This window comes from Myxococcales bacterium (assembly GCA_016712525.1).
Classification (GTDB): domain Bacteria; phylum Myxococcota_A; class Polyangia; order Polyangiales; family Polyangiaceae; genus JAAFHV01.
Map to the genome: position 1 here is coordinate 225,341 of JADJQX010000006.1, position 18,414 is coordinate 243,754.

The following is an 18,414-nucleotide window of genomic DNA, read 5'->3' on the forward strand; positions in this document are numbered from 1 at the left end:
TACGGATCCTTCGGGAGGGCGGTCTGAGGCTCGACGCTGGCGTCGTCCGGGGTCGTCGCGTCGGCCGAGGCGCTCGCGTCCACGGCGAGGGCGGCGTCGCGGGGCGAGGCGTCGAGGGCGGCGTCGGCCGCGGGCTCTTGAGGGGCCTGGGGTGTGCTCTTGGCGCACGCGCCGAGCGCGACGAGCGCGGTCGTCAGGGCGAAGGGCAGGGCGCGCAGCGAGGGCCTCATGGGGCCTCTCTCATAGGCGAAACGGCGGGAGATGAGAGGGGGTTCGTGGGGGCGGGGCCGAAGCGCGTGCCGAAAAGGGGGAGAGCGCGAAGCGGGCCTCCGCGCGCGGGTGCTCGGGCTTGCACGGTGCCCCACGGCTCGAAGGTCCGCGCGCGAGCTGGTTTTGCGCTCCTCGACGATTCTTCGCAACGGATCTCCGTGGGCGGCCGACGTACCCGGCGAAAGGCAGGCCCCATGAAGACGAAGCTCTCCCCCATCGTAGGACTCGCAGGTCTCGTTCTCCTCTCAGCCGCGTGCGGCGGCGAGGGGGATCCCGCCCCCCTCCCGCTCGGGAAGGGCGACCTCTCGCAGTCCCTTGCCGCCAAGACCGGCGCGACCATCCTGACCCTCCGTGACGAGAAGGGAAACGCTTATGGGTACGTCGCGACCGACGGCGGGCATCCGGTCGCCCCCTCGCACGCCGCGGAGTCCGACATGCGCGCCTTCCTCGCAACGTTCGGCGACGAGCTACCGCTTGGAGCTGCCGCTCGCACCGCTCCCGGCCTCGGTGACATGGGCGGGGCCGGAGGCGCGGCGATCCGTCTGCGCAAGGTGGTGCCCGGCACGGAGGTCCCCCTCCTCGACGAGAGCCTGTCCCTCGGCCTCCGCGAAGATGGCAGCTTTGCCTTCCTCGCCACCGGCACGTCCGAGCTCGGCGCCCTCGACCTGACCGCGACGATCGACGAGAAGGCGGCTATGCAGGCAGCCCTTGCCCGTGCCGGGCAGAACGCGATCGTCCCTGGCGCGCCCGAGCTCGGGGTCACCACGCGCGCCGCCCCCGCGAGGCTCGTCTACCGCCTCGACGTCGCCGACGACGAAGGCTCGCTGCGCGTCGACGTCGATGCCAAGTCGGGGACCATCGTCGCCGAAGGCCGCACCGACGTGCACGCCCTCGCTTACGCGGCCGAGAGCTACCTCAGCGGAATCAACGACCGCTCCGTCCCTCGGAAGACCCTGGACTGCTCCGTGAAGAACGGGAAGCTCGTGCGCGACACACGGGGCGGGCGGGTCGAGGTATTCGACGAGCGCTCTCGCGCCGCCATCACGGCCACGAGCTTCCCGGGCGATACGTGGGTGGCCGACACGAACATTCCGAGCGACGCACTCCCGAATTTTGCACCGGGCATCGCGATCAATGCTCAGTACCATGTAGGGAACGCGGCCACCTTCTTCGCCAACTCGCTCGTAGGGACGTTCGGGGGCCGGGACGGCCGCATCCCCGTCTACGTGCACAACCGCCTGGACTCGGCCTTCGGCGAGTACGTTCCAGCGCTGAACGCCATCGCCGTGACCGACGGCATCGTCGAGGGCGACGGTCGCGAGAAGCGCGAGGCCAAGTACCTGCGCTACCCTGCGGCCATGGCGTACGACATGATGGCCCACGAGTACGCACATGGCCTTCTCCACAACCGCGGTTTGTCCGCCCCGAGCACGGCGACGGCGTTTCGCAGCGAAGCCGCCTACGTCGAAGCGAAGGCCATCCACGAGGGATTGGCCGACGTCTTCGCCATGGCGGCCGAGGGCGCGGGCGGCCAGATATCTTGGAACGCCGCCGTACTGTCCTTCGGCGAAGGAGCGCTCCCACGGTCGTCGGCTCCCTATCGGAATCACCTTCACCCGAAAGCGGCTTTGGCCGACCAGATGACGACGGGCCACGCCACGGAACCCTTTCCTCCCCCCCCTGCCACCTTGGTGCGTCCCGATCAGATCCTCAATCGCCGTGGATACTTCCGGTCCGGGCTCGTCTCGCACGCGTTCGCGCTCATGGCCTATGGAGGAGCCAACGAGACATCCTTCGTCGGCGTCGAGGCGCCACTCGGCATGAGCCCCGCATTCTATGCCTTTGCGCTCGGTTCGATGTTCCTCGGCAAGGACGCCACTATCCTCGATCTCGCGCACGCGACGGTCGGTGCGCTTGCCGTCCCCTCGCATCGCACGAACGCGGCGTGCGCCTGGGTCGCCGTGGGCGTGCTCTCGCCTGGCGACGCCATGTCGCGGTATGGGGCGACGTGCCGAAACTTCAGCGGAAGCACCTGCGCCGGAATGGCGGACGGGACCTACTGCAACGCCAAGACCACCACGGCGTCCTATGTTTGCAGGAATGGGCAGGTCGCGGGTGGCAACACCTGCAGGACGGGCCTCCACTGCCAGCGGAGGGGCGGCTCGTTCGCGTCACCTGCGCTACTCGACGTCTCCGGAAATGCTCGATGCGGCGCCGAAACGGACCCGTTCGGCCCGTGAATCGCTCGGGCCCGGAAACCAGCCGGGCCCCGAGCTGTCCTCCTGTGACCTCCTCCGCCCTCCGCCCTCCGCCCTCCGCCCTCCGCCCCCGAGAGCCCCATGCCCCGCCTCCTCCCTTCGTGTTTTGCCCTGGCCGCGGCGCTCCTTCTCCTCGCCCTACCGAGCGTGGCGTGGGCCGCGGGGCTCTCCGCCGACCCGAGCCTGCCGACGTCGGCCATCGAGCAGGTCGTCGTGCACACCCAGGGGGACGAGGCCATCGTCATCGTGTGGCCCAAACGCGCCGGGAAGGTCTACGTGCTCCCGAAGCCCGAAGGCACCACCCCCTGCGGGGTCTCGGTCGTCCCGAGCGCGGGGATGACACGGCTCGATCGCGAGACGGCGCCCGCCCTCGTCACGGCGCGTGTCGCGAGCTCGAAGCCACGCTGCACGACGTTCCTCGACCCTGAGCTCATGGCGGCGCCGCCCCTCCCGATCGAGCGCCCGCTCACCTCGAGCCAAGAGGAGCTGCTTCGCTCCATGACACACTGGCCCGAGGGCATCGAGGGCGGGAGCTCTCCCCGGGTGCCGTGCGCGGAGCCCGAACCCTCGTCGATCCGCGTCGTCGGCGCCACGGACGCGACCCTCGCCGACACGGTGAAGGCCCTCGGGGGAACGCTCCCCGCCGCGTTCTCCGCGAAAAAGGGAAGCTCCTATTGGGTCTTTCCGAACCTCGGCAACGCGCTCCTTCGTTATCGCACCGTCGGCGCGTTCACGATGCCCCTCGTCCCCGAGAGCCGCGGGGGCTCGCACGAGACCTTGGTCATCACCCTCATGGGACCGACGGGAATGCTCCCGAAAGAGGTCGCGCAGCTCCCCATGGGGGGAATCTTCGCTCCCCCGCCCAGGCTCTCGTCCGCCGAGGCCGAGGCCACGTTTGCCGAAGCTCGGTATGCGGCGGGGGCGAACGCGGTCGTCACGAACGTCGTCGGAATGAATGGCGAGCACCTGTCGTTCGACGTGTGTGGTGTCATCGGGCACCCGGGTGGCAGCTCCGCCGACGCCCGCACCGCCGTTCGCGCGCGGGTTCGTTCCCTCGACGCGCTCACCTTCGCGGAGCGTGTGGCCGTGCCCCTCTCGCCCGGCGGGATGCTCACGGCGACAGGGGCCGACGGACGCCTCGTCCCACCGAGCCCCTCGACGTGCCTTCTCCGCACGCGCGCCACGCCTCCGGGCGCGGCCGTCGTGCTCGGCACGGGGGCGGTCCGGGCCAAGCTCGACCCCGTGTGGCTCCCTGTGGCGCCGCCTCCCGCCGCGCCCCCTGCCGCCCCCCGTGTCGGGGCAGAAGGTCGACGTCGGGCTGTCGCGCGCGAGCCTCGCCAAGATCACCATGGTCACCGCCGGCGACGACACGTGGGTCGGCTCCGAGGCGCCGGGCGCGCCCTTCGGCCCGACCACGGTGCGCGTCGTGGCGTTGCCCGACGGGGCGACGGATATCCACCTCGGGGCCTCGGCCGAAGTGGCTTATCGGGGCACCGCTCCCCGCGGGTTCCGAGTCGAGCAACCTCCGCTCTGCGACACGACGTGGTCGTGCGACACCCCGCGTGGTCCGAGCGAAGCCCCGGACCCTTATTCCCGGCCGCCACTGACCGCGGCGCCCTTGCCGAGCCGTAGCCCGACCTGGGTCGGGACGCTGCGCCGCGAAGCGCCGTCGCGCTGCGAGCAGCCTTGGCTCAGGGCGCCAACGTCGGAGCTTCGCGTCGTTGGGCGTGACGCCGTGGTCGCGACCGTGCGCGAGCTCGCCCAGCCGCGCGCCACCGAGGACGTGCCGGGCCTCGCCCCGCCCAAGACCTCCGCCTCGCGGTATGCCGTGGTGCGAGGTCCCGAGGCGCTCGTCTTTCGTGTACGCGGGCCCTTCACGTGGCCCGGCGCTCCCCACGCCGAGGAGGGCGCCCAAGAGACCGTGATGATCGTGGCGACGCCCTCGCTCGCGCCCCAAACCACCACGCTTTTTCCCCGTGGGCTCCTCCGCGCGGAGCCGCCGAGGCTCTATTTGGCAATCACCAAGGACGCCACACACATGGCGGGCCTGCTCGCCGACCAGCTCGCCGCCGAAGGCAAACCGGTGCACCTCGAGCGCGCGGCCACGCTCGACACGAAGGACCGCACCGAGCCGAACGCCTCGGTCGTCGAGGGGCTCGGGCTCCTATCGTTGCCTATCCCGAATAGGCCATCGAGCTTCCGTATCCATCGATACCGCTTCCGGGGAGTGCCCGATATCGGGCTCTCCCGCACCCGCGCCGAGGAGCTCCCGCGCCCGCGCGAAATCGCGACGGCCTTCGTGTCGGTCGAGCCCCATGAAGGCGAGCCCGGCGATCCCAGATGCCCAGGGAAGTACGGCGCATGTTACCGGCCCGCCCGCTCCGAAGGAGAATGGCGCGTCGCGTTCGACGAATCGCGCCCGAGCCCTGGCGCTTCGGGCGTGCGGCTCGTCGAGGCGCCCTTCGGCCTCGTGACGGGGGTGGCACGCGACCCCTCGCCGCTCGGCGGCACGGCAGCCTCGCCCTCTGCGGACACCCCCTCCTCGACACGACCGCCCGCGCTCTCCGCCCCCACTCCAACGCCGCCCGGTCCGCGCGGCTGCGGATGCGACACGTCCCAGGCGACGCGCTCGCACACCGAATGGCTCACGGGTGCCGTCGTCGTCACGGTGCTCCTCGCGCGGCGCCGCGGGAAGCGACGCCCTTCGCCCTGACCGGCTTCGCGAGGTTCTCGTGGTGAGCCGGGGAGGTGCGGCCGCCCCACGGTCTCTCGACCTCCCCCTCCTCGCTCGCAGGCTTCGCGCAAGCGAGTGTGCGTGACGGCGCGGGGGAGAGCGAAGCCGAGAACGAGGTTTGGGGGAGGTCGACCGGCGAGGAAAAGCTCACATCGAGAAACGCGACGACCGAGGGAACCCGCGAAGAACACGAAGCGCAACGAGGCTTTTGCTCGTCGGGCGGGTGGGGGCACCCCTGTCTCGTTCTCGTTCTTCTCTCGCTCAGTCGCTGCCCGCGGGCGCCTTCGGGGCGACGCGGAGGGACTTCCACGAGGTGAGCTCGACGAGGCCTGCGGGGGCGCCGCGAGGCTTCTTCACGTGGGAGGCGAGGCAATAGTCGACCTCGACCTTCGCGGCGCCGCGGGCCTTGGAGTAGTGGGCCGTATAGGCGGCGACGGTCTCGAGCACGTCGCGCGGGATGGGCTTTTTGTCGGGGTTGCGGATGACGACGTGGCTGCCGGGGGTGCCGCCGCCGACGTGGAGCCAGGTGTCGTGGGGCTCGGCGACGTGGAAGGTGAGCGCGTCGTTCTCGTCGCTGCCGCGCCCGATGAAGACCTCGAACTCGCCCACGACGACCGTGCGGTAGGGTTTCCCTTTGCTCGCCATGGCGGCACCGTCTACCACCTTTGCGCCCCGAACGAGCCTCTCGATGGGGCTCCTCCGGACCAGCGCGCCATGATGGCGAAACCGTCCCCGTGTGCCGTTGCGGCAGGGTGGGGAAGGTCTTCACGACACGTGCCGTACGCGTCGGCCATGAAGACGTTCTCGGTGCTCCACGGGCTCTCGCTCACCGCCATGGCGATGCTGCTCGCCGCATGCGGGTCGCCGAGCTCGCGCGTAGTCCCGGAGGAGGGGCCGGCCACCTCACCGCCAGAGAGCGCAGACGCGACGCCGGGGGCGCCGGTCGACGGGGGCCCGGATCGGCCTCCCTCGGACGGGGGAGTCGGGAGCGCCGGAGGGGGAACGGCGGACTCCGGCCCGACTGCACCACCCTCGTCGAACGCGGTCGTCGATATCGCGATCGGCCCCTCGCACGGCTGCGCCCTCTACCGGAACGGGGACGTTGCCTGTTGGGGCGACAACACGATGATAGGCTCTTCGGCCTCTGGACAGACGCCCACTCCCGTTCGCGTGAGCACGATTCCACCCGGGTTTCTGGCAAGTGCCCTGCGGGCAGGGGCGACGGGGACGTGTGCGCTCGGGGCGACGGGCGCCGTTTGCTGGGGGCCCCTCCCTTCGCCGGAGCTGGCCTCCCTCGCGGCGAAGGACGTTTCGTTCTCCTTCGGTCATGCGTGCGCCGTCATGTCGACGAACACCGTTCGGTGTTGGGGGATCAACTCGTTCGGGCAGCTCGGCGACGGAACTACCGAGCCTCGGCCCGCCGTCGACGTGCCGGGAATCGCACCAGGCGCAGACTCCGTCTCCGTTGCCCAATCGGCGAGCTGTGCGGCCGCGATCGACGGCCGTGTGCTGTGCTGGGGCCAAGGGTACGGACCGACGCCGAGAGACGAGGGAATTCGTGGCGCGATACGGGTGGCGCGTGGGCGTGGCCACGTCTGTGCGCTCACCGGGGCGGGGGCCGTCGCGTGTGCGGGGGCGAATGCGTTCGGGCAGTCGGGAAGCCTCGATTCGCCTCCGAACCCGACGCGAACGGTGCTGACCGGAGTCGCGCAGATCGTGGCGGGCCTCGATCATACCTGTGCGCTGATGGCCGCGGGCGACGTGAAGTGTTGGGGTGACAATTCGTATGGCCAGGTTTCGACCAACGTCACCAAGACGTCGACTCCGACGGACGTCACGGGGTTGTCGGGAGTGACGCGGCTCTCCGCGACGTATTCCCGGACGTGCGCCCTCTCGGGATCGAACCGTGTGACCTGCTGGGGAGACTCGAGCCCCGCCGGTCGCCCCTGGGAGATCGTCGGTCTCTGATCTGACGTCGGCCGCGGTGATGCATGGTGATCGCTACGGTCTTCCCCATGAGGCCGCGAGGGTGCACCATCGTGCCATGGCCGACTCGCCTCCGCTCTCGCCCATCGCGGGCTTCCACACCGACTCGGAAGGCTATTTCGTGGCCGATTTGGCCTGCGGGCACACGCACCACGTGAGGCACAGGCCGCCGCTCGAGAGCCGCCCGTGGGTGCTCACGGAGGAGGGGCGCGCGTCCAAGATCGGGGCCGAGCTGCCGTGCCCGCCGTGCCTCATGCCGAAGCTGCCCGCGGGGCTCGAGGAGTACAAACGCACCTCCGAGTTTACGGACACGACGGTGCCGGAGGGCCTCACGAAGACGCACACGCTCAAGGAGGGCACGTGGGGCGAGCTCGTGGTGCTCGAGGGGCACGTGCGTTACGTGCTCGAGGATCGTGGTGGGGCCGTGGTGGTCCTGCGGCCCGAGCTGTGGGGCGTCATCGCGCCGACGGCGCCGCACCACGTGGAGCCTGCGCCGGGAGCGCGCTTCTTCGTGCGCTTCTTGCGGCAAAAGGGCGTGTAGCGCGCGGTTCGGGTGCGCTACCGTGGCGTGCATGAAGCTCCACGGATTCGCCATGTCTCCCAACACGAAGCGCGCGATGCTCGGCCTCGAAGAGGCGGGGCTCGTCTACGAGCACGTGCCCGTCGACCTCATGAGCGGCGAGCACAAGGGCGAGGCCTACCGCGGCCTGAACCCGACGGCCCGCGTGCCGACCCTGGTCGATGGCGACTTCCACCTGTGGGAGTCGAACGCCATCTTGGAGTACGCGGCGGCGCTCGCGCCCGGCAAGCGGCTCGGCGGGGAGAATCCGCGCGAGAAGGCCGAGATCGCGCGTTGGATGTTCATGGGGGCGGCGCACCTCTCGCCCAATGTGGCGCGCATCTTCGCGCACACGATCCGGCTGCCCGAGGACCAGCGGAACCCGAAGATCGTGGAAGATGCACGCACCGAGGTGGACCGCTGCCTCGTCGCGCTCGACATGCGCCTGCAGAAGCACGAGTGCCTCGTGGGGGATCGCGTGACGATCGCCGACCTCTCGATCCTGCCTGCGCTCGCGAACGCGGGATGCTGCGCATCGACCTCACGGGGTTCTCGGGCGTGGTCGCGTGGATGGAGCGGCTCATGGCGCGCCCCTCGTGGAAGAAGGCGAACGGGTAGTCACTCCTCCGCGGGGGGCTCCTCGGGGGCGCTCGCGTCGAAGGTGCGTGGGCTCTCGCCCGTGAGCTCCTCCCACGTGAGGGGCTCGTCGGGGGAGGCGAGTGCGCCGCGTTTTTGCCGGACCGGGTTCGAGGTGTCGGGCTGACGCTCTCCGGACGCGCCGCACCCTCGGGTGATGCGCGGCGTGCTCGACGAGGTGCAGGCGCACAGGCCGAGCCACACGAGGAGCGTGAGCGTGCGGCCTGCCGTGTGTGTGAACCTCCGTCCGCGTGCGGGGCCGAGCGCTCGTGGAAGATGAAACGAGATCATGGGGTTACGCGCTCCTCCGCGGGCCGCCGCGTGCGGCCTCGACGTCTCGAAGAGCGACACGAGTGCCAAAGCGGGCGCCCGCGCAGATTCGAGCGAGCGCCATGCCTCACGGTCTGCGCGTTTGCGCAGTGCCGACCCCCACCAATTCGGCCCTTTGCGCGGCGCGTAGTAAGACCGGGAGGGCCCATGGGATCCTCGTTTCCGCCGCCGAAATCGAACCGTCCCCCGCCGAATACGCGGAGCGGGACGCGGTCGCGTGGCTCGGGCGTTCCAGACGACGTGAACGAGGCACGGGCAGAGGGGCTCGCCGAGCGTGGGGCTCCGAAGGGTGAGAAGGCGAAGGCCGACAAGGCGCCGAAGAAGCGCACGTTCGGGCAGGTCGTCTGGCGTGTCACGAAGGCCGTGGCGCTCGCTGCCGTGCTGCTCGCCGTCGCGGGGGTCGTCGCGATCGTGCTCGTCATCCAGCACTACGAGAAGGACCTGCCGAGCGTCATCGACGTGAAGTCGAACTACCGGCCCCCGCAGACGACGCGCGTGCTCGCGAAAGATGGCACCCTGCTCGCCGAGCTCTTCACCGAGCGGCGCACGGTCATCCCCTTCAAAGACGTGCCCGTGCACACGCGCCTCGCGGTGCTCGCCGCCGAGGACGCCGGGTTTTACCAACACAAGGGCGTCAACTGGTTCGGCATCGCGCGCGCCGTCGTCGTCAACTTGCGCTCGGGGCGTGTGCGGCAGGGCGGCTCGACGATCACGCAGCAGGTCTGCAAGAACGTGCTGCTCGACGCGGAGCACTCGTACCGCCGCAAGGTGCGCGAGGCCATCTTGGCCGGTCGGCTCGAGGAGCAGCTCACGAAGGACGAGATCTTCGAGATCTACCTGAACCACATCTACTTCGGGCACGGCCGCTTCGGCATCGAGGAGGCCGCGCGCGGCGCGTTCGGCAAGGCGGCGCGTGAGCTCACCATCGGCGAGAGCGCGCTCCTCGCGGGCACGATCGCCGGGCCCGAGTCGTTCTCTCCGAGGCGCGATCTGAAGCGCGCGCTCCAGCGGAAGAAGTTCGTGCTCGACCAGATGCGCGAGAAACACTTCTTGGACGACGCGCAGTACGAAGCGGCCCTCGCCGAGCCGGTGCGCCTCGTGCCCCTCGTGGAGCCGCAGAGCGAGCTCGCCCCCGAGGCCGTCGCCATCGCGCGCCGCATGCTCCTCGAGCTCGAGCCCGATCGCGCCGGGCGCGGCGGGTTCACCATCACGACCACGATCGACCCGAAAATGCAGGCCGCGGCGCGCAAGGCCGTGCGCGAGAACCTGCTCGCGTACGACAAACGCCACGGGCTCACCGGGGGCCTGCGCGCCCCCAAGGCCGAGGAGCCGCCGAAGAAGGGCAAGAAGCCCGCGCCCAAGGGCAAAGAGCCGCAGGCCTTCGAGGGCACGCCGAGCTTCGAGTCGCACAAGGTGTACGTCGGCGTCGTCACGGGGGCCGACGACACGGCCGGCACGGTCGACGTGCGCGTGGGCACGGCCTCGGGCTATTTCAAGATCGCGGAGCTCGAGCGCTACAACCCCGAGCGAAAGCCCGCGAGCGACTTCGCCCCGGTCGGCGCGAGGGTGCGCGTGAGCCTGCTCGCGCCCGTGCCCTCTCCCGAGGACGAGAAGGTGCACAAGGGCAAGGTGCCGCTCCGCGTGGAGCTCGGGCCCGAGTCGGCGTTCGTCGCCGTGGACGTGCGCACCCGCGACGTGCTCGCGCTCGTCGGGAGCTACGAAGGCCAGGCAGGGACGCTCGATCGTGCGACGCAGGCCCGCAGGCAGCCAGGCTCCACCTTCAAGCCCATCGTGTACTCGTACGCGCTCTCGTCGCGCAGGTTTACTCCGGCCACGCTCGTCGACGTGAACCCGGCGCCTTTCGGACCGTACAAGCCCACGAACTACGAGGGCTACACCGGCAAAGACCCGCTCCGCCTGCGCGAGGCGCTCGCCAACTCGGTGAACGTGGTCGCCGTGCGAGTGCTCGAGGACGTGGGCCCCGCGAACGTGGTCGATTGGGCGCGCGCGATGGGCATAAGGTCCACGTTGAAGCCCGATCTGTCGCTCGCGCTCGGCAGCTACGAGGTGGAGCCGATGGAGCTCGTCGGGGCGTACGCCACGTTCGCCGCGGGCGGCGTGTACGACGAGCCGCGCGTGGTGACCAAGATCGTGGGGCCCGACGGCAAAGAGATCGATCTCAAGCCCCCTCCGCCCTCGCGGCGCGTGCTCGACGCGGAGGTCGCGTACCTCACGACGAGCCTCATGACGAGCGTCGTCGATCACGGCACGGCGCAGCGCGCGAAGGTGCTCGGGCGCCCGGTGGCCGGCAAGACGGGCACCAGCAACGACGCCAAAGACACGTGGTTCGCCGGGTTCTCGACGGACGTCGCGGCGGTCGTGTGGGTCGGCTTCGACGACTCCAAGTCGCTCGGGCCGCAAGAGGCCGGCGGCGTCACGGCGCTCCCCGCGTGGATCTCCTTCATGAAGGCCGCGCACGAGGGCAAGGCGAAGAGCGATTTTCCGCGGCCCGCGGGCATCGTCGAGGCCAAGATCGACACGCACTCGGGCAAGCTCGCCTACCCGGGCGACGAGGACGTGATGACCGAGGTGTTCCTCCAGGGCACCGAGCCCACCGAGGTCTCCGAGCCCTACGCGGGCGACGGCGGCGCCGAAGGTGGGAGGCCGCTCGAGGCCGACGCCGGTGCGCCTACGCCCACGTCCGAGCCCGACGCGGCCCTCCCCGCGCTCCCGAAGCCGGAGTGACCCTCGGGCGCGGTCTACGCGCGTCAGCACATCTGTGACGGCAAACGCACGTGGATCGAGCGCTTCGACGCGAACGGGAACTGTGAGCGCGAGGGGAAGGGCCTCCCCTCGGACGACCCGCTGGCCGCCACGAAGTAGCGGTACGTCGGGACGAAGTCGCTCCTCGTCGTCGGCCTTGCGCTATGGTGCGTAGCGTCATGTCCTCGGCCCGACGCGCTCTCTTCTCCGTGTGGTTCGGGCTCGCGGCCGTGTCGCCCCTGGGAACGGCGCGCGCCGACGAGCCGCCTGCGCGCGCGCAGCTCTCGGCGCTCTCGCTGCTCGCCGAAGGGGCAGCTCAAGGGCTCCCGTCGGTGCCTCGTGGTGCGCTCGTCGTCGCGGCGCCCATGAAGAGCGGCGAGCCGCTCTCCCGGGGGGACGAGCTCGCGGCGCGCGTGGCGCAGGTGCTCGCAGGTCGGCTCGGTGTTCGTGCGCACGACAAACCCGCGGCGCTCGGCGTGGCGCGTGGCCTCGCGGGGCGCGCGGCGTCGCTCGTGTTCGTGCAGCCCGAGCTCGAACGCGGCGAGGTGCGCGTCGTCGTCGACGTGTATCCGGTGGTCGACAACAGCTGGGAACGATTGAAAAATCCGGCGCCGGCGCCCAAGGCCCACGCCTTCGCCAAGGCCCCGGTCGACGCCGAGGTGCGCGCGTTCCTTCCGACCGTCCCGCTCGAACAAGCGAAGGTCACCAAGGCGAAACACGCCGAGGGCGAGGTGCTCGCGGTCGCGTGCGGCGACGTGGACGGCGATGGGTCGCTCGAGGTCGCGCTCGTCTCGAGCGCGCGTGTCGCGGTGGGCAGGCTCGCGCCGCCGGACGCGAAGGGGCTCGTCTCGTTTCGTGTCGAGCGAAGCGTCGCGCTCCGGGAGCTCTTGCCGCGCGTGGCCGTCCCGTTGCGCGAGCCGCTCGCGGGCGCGTGGGTCTCGGGTGGGCTCTCGCACGGCGGGCTCCTCGTGGGAACGTCCGATCGCGGCGGCGCCTCGCTCGGCCCCGATCTGACCGTGCGCCACGTGCTCGCCGGGCTGCCCGTGCCGGGTGGGCTCTCGTGCGCGACCGTGTCGGCAGAGGCCGGCGCCTTCGATGGGCTACGGCCGTGCAGCGCGGCCCATGGGCCCAAAGAGCCCTTGGCCACGCCGCTCCCCAAGGTGTTCGACGCGATCTCGGAGCTCGCGTACGTGGACGCGACCGGTCGTGGTCACGCCGCCCGCGCCGTGCGTGAGCCCTCGGCGAAGCTCCGTGTCACGGTGGACGGCGCCGAGGCGCTCGTGACGGAAGGTGCAGGCGCGCAGGTGTTGCTCGCGGATCTCGATCTCGACGGCACCCCCGAGCTCGTCACCACGGCGAACGAGGGAGACGATCGCCTCGTCGTGACGAGCCTCGGCGCGAAGCCCACGCCGCGCCTCCGTCTCGACGCCAAAGAGGGCGTGCGCGCGCTCGGCACGTGCCCCCCCGAAGCCCAAGGCCGCCCCGTGCTCGTCGCCGCCGTGGGCCAAGAGGTGTGGCTCGTGCGGTGAGGGCTCGCGGGGCCCGCTAGGCGCGAGGACGTCTTGCGCCGACCCCGCACATCCGCGTCGACGAGATCCCGCGGTCGGAAAGCCACCGCGTATCCATCGACGACGAGGAGCTCAACCCCGGCGAGGGCGAGCTCCTCCAACAGATCTTTGAAGTCGGGGGGCAGGTCCGTCGTCGCCCATCATCGCACGCATCTCGTCGACGAGCTCCGTGACCGCCCGGAGGCGCTCGGCCGGAGTGGCCGCAAGCCAGAAGGGCGCGGAGGTCCCGGTGCGCTGCGCGGACATCCAGAAGGCCCCAGCCAGGAGCTCGGAGCTCGCGCGCGCGGCCACCGGGATCCGGCCGGTCGGGCCCCGTTTGGATTCTTTTTTCGTCAGGAGGTTCACACCGGCGTCGTCGCGCGCCTCTCTCCGTGCGAGCCCGCGTCGTGGCGGAGCCACCTTCCAAGGAGAGCGTACATGCGTCAGGTCATGAAGAGGATGATGGGGCTCGGTGCCGTGGCGGTCGTCGCGATGCTGGCCGACGGCGGAGTAGCCTCCGCGCAGAGCGCCATCTCCGAGCACGGCTATGCATGGTTCGACGGCACCGGGGCCTCCCCGCTCTACCAGTTCAGCTCACGGCAGCCGACCTCGACCACGTCCATCCGCGCGGCACGTACGGCTGTCGGTCGATACGACGTCTTCTTCTCCGGGATGACCCTCTCCGGTGGAAATATCCAGGTGACGCCCTACGGCGCGAACAACCAGAGCTGCAATGTCGTGAGCTGGGCCAAGGAACCATCCGGCGTTCGCGCGTACGTCGCCTGTTTCGCGGCCGCCGGTGCACCGGCCGACTCGCCGTTCGCCATCCAGTACGTCAACATCGGTGAGCCGGATCGAACCGGGCAGGTGGCCTACGCGTGGTCGTCGAACGTGGTCTCGGGCGACAGGACCCCTTTCAACGGGACGTACCTCCGGGCGGGCGCGGGGGCTTGGGTTCAGCGCCTCGACCGTGGGTACTACCTCGCGAATCTCCCTTTCCGGAGCAGCACGATGGGGACGGGGTTCGGGCACATCGCCATCACGACGTACGGCGCGTCCCCCGTGCGCTGTGCCGCTGCACCGCCGCCTTCCATCGCGACCGATGTCGTCTACGTGAAGTGTGTCAACGCCTCGGGCGCGCCGACGGATGGGATGTTCAGCCTCGCACGCTCGCGCAACACGACCACCTTCCCGACTGCGGTGGGTGGCTACGCGAGCTTCGAGGGAGGGCGCTTGACCGAGTCGTGGAGCTCGTCGAACCGCGGCGTGACGTACGCCAACGTGAACGGACAACATCGGCTGACGTTCGCCGGCCTCGGCGGCCCGGGAGGCACGGCGGAGGTCAGCGCGATGCAGGCGGGGCCGAACTGCCAAGTCGTGAGCTGGACCCAGTCCGGGGCCGACGCGGTGGTGAACGTCGCGTGCGCCGGCCCGTTCAAGGTCGAATTCGGGCGCATGGATCCGCTCGGGCGCTGAAGCGCGAGCGGCCCGACGGGCTGCTACCCCCCGAAGCGCACCAGGGCGAGCAGCTCTTCGGGCTCGAGGACGCGCGGGGACGATTTGCCCTCGAGCACTGCGGCGGCCAAATCGCGTTTCTTTCCGTGGAGATCCAAGATGGCCTCCTCGAGCGTGCCGCGGCTGACGAGGCGCACCACGGTGACGGGCAACGTCTGCCCCATGCGGTGCGCGCGGGAGGTCGCTTGCTCCTCGGCGGCGGGGTTCCACCACGGATCGAGGTGGATGACGTAGCTCGCGGCCGTGAGGTTCAAGCCCGTGCCGCCCGCCATGAGCGAAACGCACAGCACGTCGAGCTCGCCTCGTTGGAACGACGCGACGAGCTCGGCGCGGCGGAGGGTGGGCGTCTCGCCCGAGAGCAGATCGACGCGGAGGCCGGCTTTGGCGAGCAGCTCGCACGCGTGCTCGAGGAGCGTACGAAACTGGCTGAACACGAGCGTCTTGTGGCCACCCTCGGCGATGGCCGACGCGAGCGACACGAGCTCACGGAGCTTGGTCGACGGGCCGGCGAACGAGGGGTCCACGAGGGACGCGTCGCACGCGATCTGACGGAGGCGCGTGAGGGCCGCGAGCATGGCGACGCGGGTCTGCGCGGCGGTCTCGTCCTTCGAGCGGTTCCCGAGGGAGAGCTCCGTGGCGCGGCGTAGTGCGGCGTACCTCTTGGCTTCGTCGTCGGACAGCTCGACGAAGCGCGTGGTCTCGGAGCGCTCGGGGAGCTCCTCGAGCACGGCTTTGCGCGTGCGCCGCAGGAGAAACGGCGCGAGCAGCGCGGAGAGCACGGTGAGGCGCTCTTCGCCCACTCCTGCCTCGATGGGCCTGCGGAAGCGCTCGCGGAACGACGCCTCGGGGCCCAAGAGGCCAGGGAACACTTGGTCGACGAGGGCGTGGAGCTCGCCCAAGTGGTTCTCGAGCGGAGTGCCCGTGAGCGCGATGGTGAACCTGCGCTTCGTGCCGCGCGCGGCGAACGAGCGCTGCGCGAGGGCGTTCTTCAGGAACTGCGCCTCGTCGAGCACCACCGTGGCGAAGTCGATGGGCTCGAGGTCCTTGGCGACGCGCGCCAGGAGCCCGTACGACACGACGAGCACGTCTCCCTCTCCGAGACGCGAGAGATCGGCCTCGCGATCGGCGGCGAGGAACACGACACGCAGGCTCGGCACGAAGCGTCCGAGCTCGGCGACCCAGTTCGACGTGACCGACGCGGGGGCGACCACGAGCTGCGGTCCGAGCTTCTTCCGCGCGAGCATCACGGCGGCCGTCTGCACGGTCTTCCCGAGGCCCATGTCGTCGGCCAGGATGCAGCCCGGGGCCCACTCGGCGAGGTCGAGCATCCAGCGCGCGCCGTCGATTTGATACGGGCGGAGCTCTCCGGACTCGATCTTGGGGCGCACCTTGCGCTTCTTTTTTCGGGCCTCCGCGAGGGCGCGCGCGTGCGCGACGACGTCGAACCCGAGCGATCGCGTGAAGAGATCTTCGGCGTCGGCGAGGGTCGTCGAGAAGGCCTCGTGCACCTGGCTCGTGTCGCCCGGGGCCTCTTGGGCGAGCTCGGTCGCGGTGGCCACGGCGAGCAGCTTGTCGCGGATGGCGCGCGGGATCTCGAGGTAGCTGCCGTCTCCCATGGGGACGTACTGCTTCGCGAGGCGCACGGCCTCGAGCACCTCGCCGAGCGAGAGACGTTTGTCGCCGAGGCGCACGTCTCCCGAGACGGCGAGCCACTTGCCCGCGCGCTCGACGCGGAGCGTTCGATCGGTCTCGACGAAGGGCACCGACGACGGCCGCGTGCCGACGCGTGTCTCGATGCGCAGCGCGGGCCCTTGGGCCTCGAGGAAGGTGCAGAGCGCAAACGTGCCCTCGAGATCCTCGGTGCGGCCGCGTGTGCCGGCCGTGAGGTCCCACTCGACCACCTCGGGGAAGGTGTCGCGGGCAGCCTCCAACATCGCGATCTCTTTGTCGAATTCGCGCTCGGTGAAGACCCTGCGCCCCTCGTGCGAGAAGGTGAAGAGCTCGGGGCCACGCGCCGGCGCGACGAGCGGAGCCGAGGGGTGCACGCTCACGCAGAGCTCGAGGGCTGCCGTGCCCTCGGGGCGCCACTCGACGCGGAGGCCGGGGATCATCGCGGCCTCGAGCTCGACGCCGAGGGCCTCCCGGGGGACGGCGAACGAGCCCTTCGCGAGGTGCGGGGCGATCTTGGCGGTGACCTTGGGGAGCGCCTCGGCGGGGAACGCGAGGGCGTCACCGAGCTCGACGGCCGCGCGCACCCACGGCCGCGCCTCGGGGGCCACCGCGCCCGACACGACGAGGCCCGGCTCGAGCTTGGCCACGAACGGCGCGGTCTGCGGATCCCGCGAGGCCAGATCGTCCCGCTCGAGGGTCACGTCGCCGACGCGGAACACGGGGCGGATTTCGCCGTTTTCGTCGGGCGCGAGCACGACGACCAGATCGTCGGCCACGATGGTCATGGGCGCGAGCGTCTCTTGGCCTTTGGGCTCTCCGTCGACGAGGCGCGGGAAGATGGAGAGCGCACGGAGCACCTCGTGACCGGCCGGGGTGCGCGCGTCGACGACCGCGTGTTTTCCGTCGACCGCGAGGCCCGCGAGGAGGCGCGCGAGCCTTCGCGTCGTCTCGTCCGCAGTAGGGACGACGTGGGGGAGCTCGTCGAGCGCAACTCTGCGCCACGTGAGCTTCTTCGTCTTCGTGGTGAGCGTCCTCAGGTACGGCCGCACGGAGAGGTGCGCAGGGCCGACCTGCGACATCGCGAGGTGGAGCGCGCCTTCGCCGGTGTCCTCGGGGGCGACGCCCGGATCGATGTTCTCGAGGATGCGCTCCCACGCGGGGCGCGCAAGATCCCTCGCGAGGGGAAGGAGCGCGCCATCGCCCGCGAGCATCGCGAGGAGGAGCGCGCGCAGGGCGAACACCTCCCACAAATCGGCGTCCCCGTGGAACGTGGAGCGGGTCCCGACCTCGGGCGGTGTCGCGTCGTCGAGCGGGATCTGGAACGCGAGCCTGCGCGGCGAGAGAATGTACGGGCTCGCCTTCTCGCGGATCGAGAGCGTGCGCGTCGGGACCTCGAACTGGACGATGAACCCGGGGTGGCGCGCGTCGAGCGGGCCCGGCAAGGACTCGAGCAACGTGGCGCGCCGCGCGAGGCCTACGTACGACCGCGCGAGGTGATCGTAGAGCGGGAAGAGCGGGTCTTCGCGGCTCGGGAAGGCTGGGGGCTCCCACGCACGGAGCGCGTCGATGTCGCCGAGGATGTCGTCGTCGAACGCGAGCATCGCCGCGTCGAGCACGATCGCGATGCTGCGCGCGCCACCCTCGGCGAAGTGATCGCGAAGGAAGCGCCACGCGTCGCGCGGCTGGGGGACTGGCTTTCGTACGTAGAGCGAGATGCGCGTCGCGACGGCGCGGAGCGGCGCCACGGGGAAACGCTCGGCGAGCTTCGGGGTCTTGCTCGCCGGCCGTTTTCCGGCCGTGGGCTCGGTGCCCGCGCCGAGCGCGAAGAGGACCGCCGCGACGTGTTTGCACGGGCCCTGATCGTGCGCGGGGCACGTGCACGACGAGAGCAGCGCCCCGCGAGAGCGCATGAGCACGACGTCGTACGTGCTGCTCCCACGAACCTCGGCGCGAATGGACTCCGAGCTCACGGTGCACCGCGAGACCCGCCCGCCCCGGGCATAGTCGAGCCCCCGCGTGCGTACGAGCCCCGGAATACGCGCGAGGAGACCCTGCATGGGGGCGGCCAGCGCGGCGCGATGCTCCGGGGGTACGGCGTAGGTTGCCACGGTCTTCGGCCCTTAGCACGCCGGCGCCCCGCGCGGT

Annotated in this window: 11 protein-coding genes; 9 read left to right on the top strand and 2 right to left on the bottom strand. The window is 70.7% G+C overall.

Features of this window, described 5'->3' with window-relative positions:
- Positions 1–464 precede the first annotated feature (464 nt).
- The 3 genes from IPK71_12855 to IPK71_12865 all read left to right on the top strand — a co-directional run bounded on the left by IPK71_12855 (position 465) and on the right by IPK71_12865 (position 5,241).
- Entirely contained in the window at positions 465–2,510 is a 2,046-nt protein-coding gene (locus IPK71_12855; protein ID MBK8214622.1) for a hypothetical protein, read from the top strand.
- Between the two features lie 99 nt (positions 2,511–2,609).
- Positions 2,610–4,160, top strand: a complete 1,551-nt coding sequence (locus tag IPK71_12860) for a hypothetical protein (protein MBK8214623.1) — start codon at positions 2,610–2,612, stop codon at positions 4,158–4,160.
- A gap of 115 nt (positions 4,161–4,275) precedes the next feature.
- Positions 4,276–5,241 carry a hypothetical protein gene (locus IPK71_12865; GenBank protein MBK8214624.1) on the top strand — a complete coding sequence of 322 codons (966 nt, stop codon included), beginning with the start codon at positions 4,276–4,278 and terminating at the stop codon, positions 5,239–5,241.
- Positions 5,242–5,523: 282 nt separating this feature from the next.
- Here IPK71_12865 and IPK71_12870 read toward each other — a convergent pair whose 3' ends face one another.
- The gene (locus tag IPK71_12870; protein ID MBK8214625.1) at positions 5,524–5,907 is read right to left on the bottom strand and encodes a DUF814 domain-containing protein; all 384 of its coding nucleotides are present in this window, start codon (positions 5,905–5,907) and stop codon (positions 5,524–5,526) included.
- 147 nt (positions 5,908–6,054) lie between these two features.
- Here IPK71_12870 and IPK71_12875 point away from each other — a divergent pair, with 147 nt between their 5' ends.
- The 6 genes from IPK71_12875 to IPK71_12900 all read left to right on the top strand — a co-directional run bounded on the left by IPK71_12875 (position 6,055) and on the right by IPK71_12900 (position 14,559).
- The gene (locus IPK71_12875) at positions 6,055–7,230 is read left to right on the top strand and encodes a hypothetical protein (protein ID MBK8214626.1); all 1,176 of its coding nucleotides are present in this window, start codon (positions 6,055–6,057) and stop codon (positions 7,228–7,230) included.
- 76 nt (positions 7,231–7,306) lie between these two features.
- On the top strand, positions 7,307–7,789 hold the full coding sequence (locus tag IPK71_12880) for a DUF3565 domain-containing protein (protein MBK8214627.1): 483 nt from the start codon (positions 7,307–7,309) through the stop codon (positions 7,787–7,789).
- A 31-nt stretch (positions 7,790–7,820) separates the two neighbouring features.
- A complete protein-coding gene (locus tag IPK71_12885) occupies positions 7,821–8,570 on the top strand; it encodes a glutathione S-transferase family protein (GenBank protein ID MBK8214628.1) in 750 nt (249 codons plus the stop codon).
- Between the two features lie 443 nt (positions 8,571–9,013).
- On the top strand, positions 9,014–11,518 hold the full coding sequence (locus IPK71_12890; protein ID MBK8214629.1) for a PBP1A family penicillin-binding protein: 2,505 nt from the start codon (positions 9,014–9,016) through the stop codon (positions 11,516–11,518).
- Between the two features lie 197 nt (positions 11,519–11,715).
- Complete coding sequence (locus tag IPK71_12895; GenBank protein ID MBK8214630.1) at positions 11,716–13,065, top strand: hypothetical protein; 1,350 nt, start codon at positions 11,716–11,718, stop codon at positions 13,063–13,065.
- Positions 13,066–13,521: 456 nt separating this feature from the next.
- On the top strand, positions 13,522–14,559 hold the full coding sequence (locus tag IPK71_12900) for a hypothetical protein (protein MBK8214631.1): 1,038 nt from the start codon (positions 13,522–13,524) through the stop codon (positions 14,557–14,559).
- A gap of 23 nt (positions 14,560–14,582) precedes the next feature.
- Here the strand turns inward: IPK71_12900 and IPK71_12905 are convergent, their stop codons facing one another.
- Positions 14,583–18,377 (bottom strand): DEAD/DEAH box helicase, encoded by a 3,795-nt coding sequence (locus IPK71_12905; protein ID MBK8214632.1) that lies wholly within the window; start codon positions 18,375–18,377, stop codon positions 14,583–14,585.
- Positions 18,378–18,414: the final 37 nt, after the last annotated feature.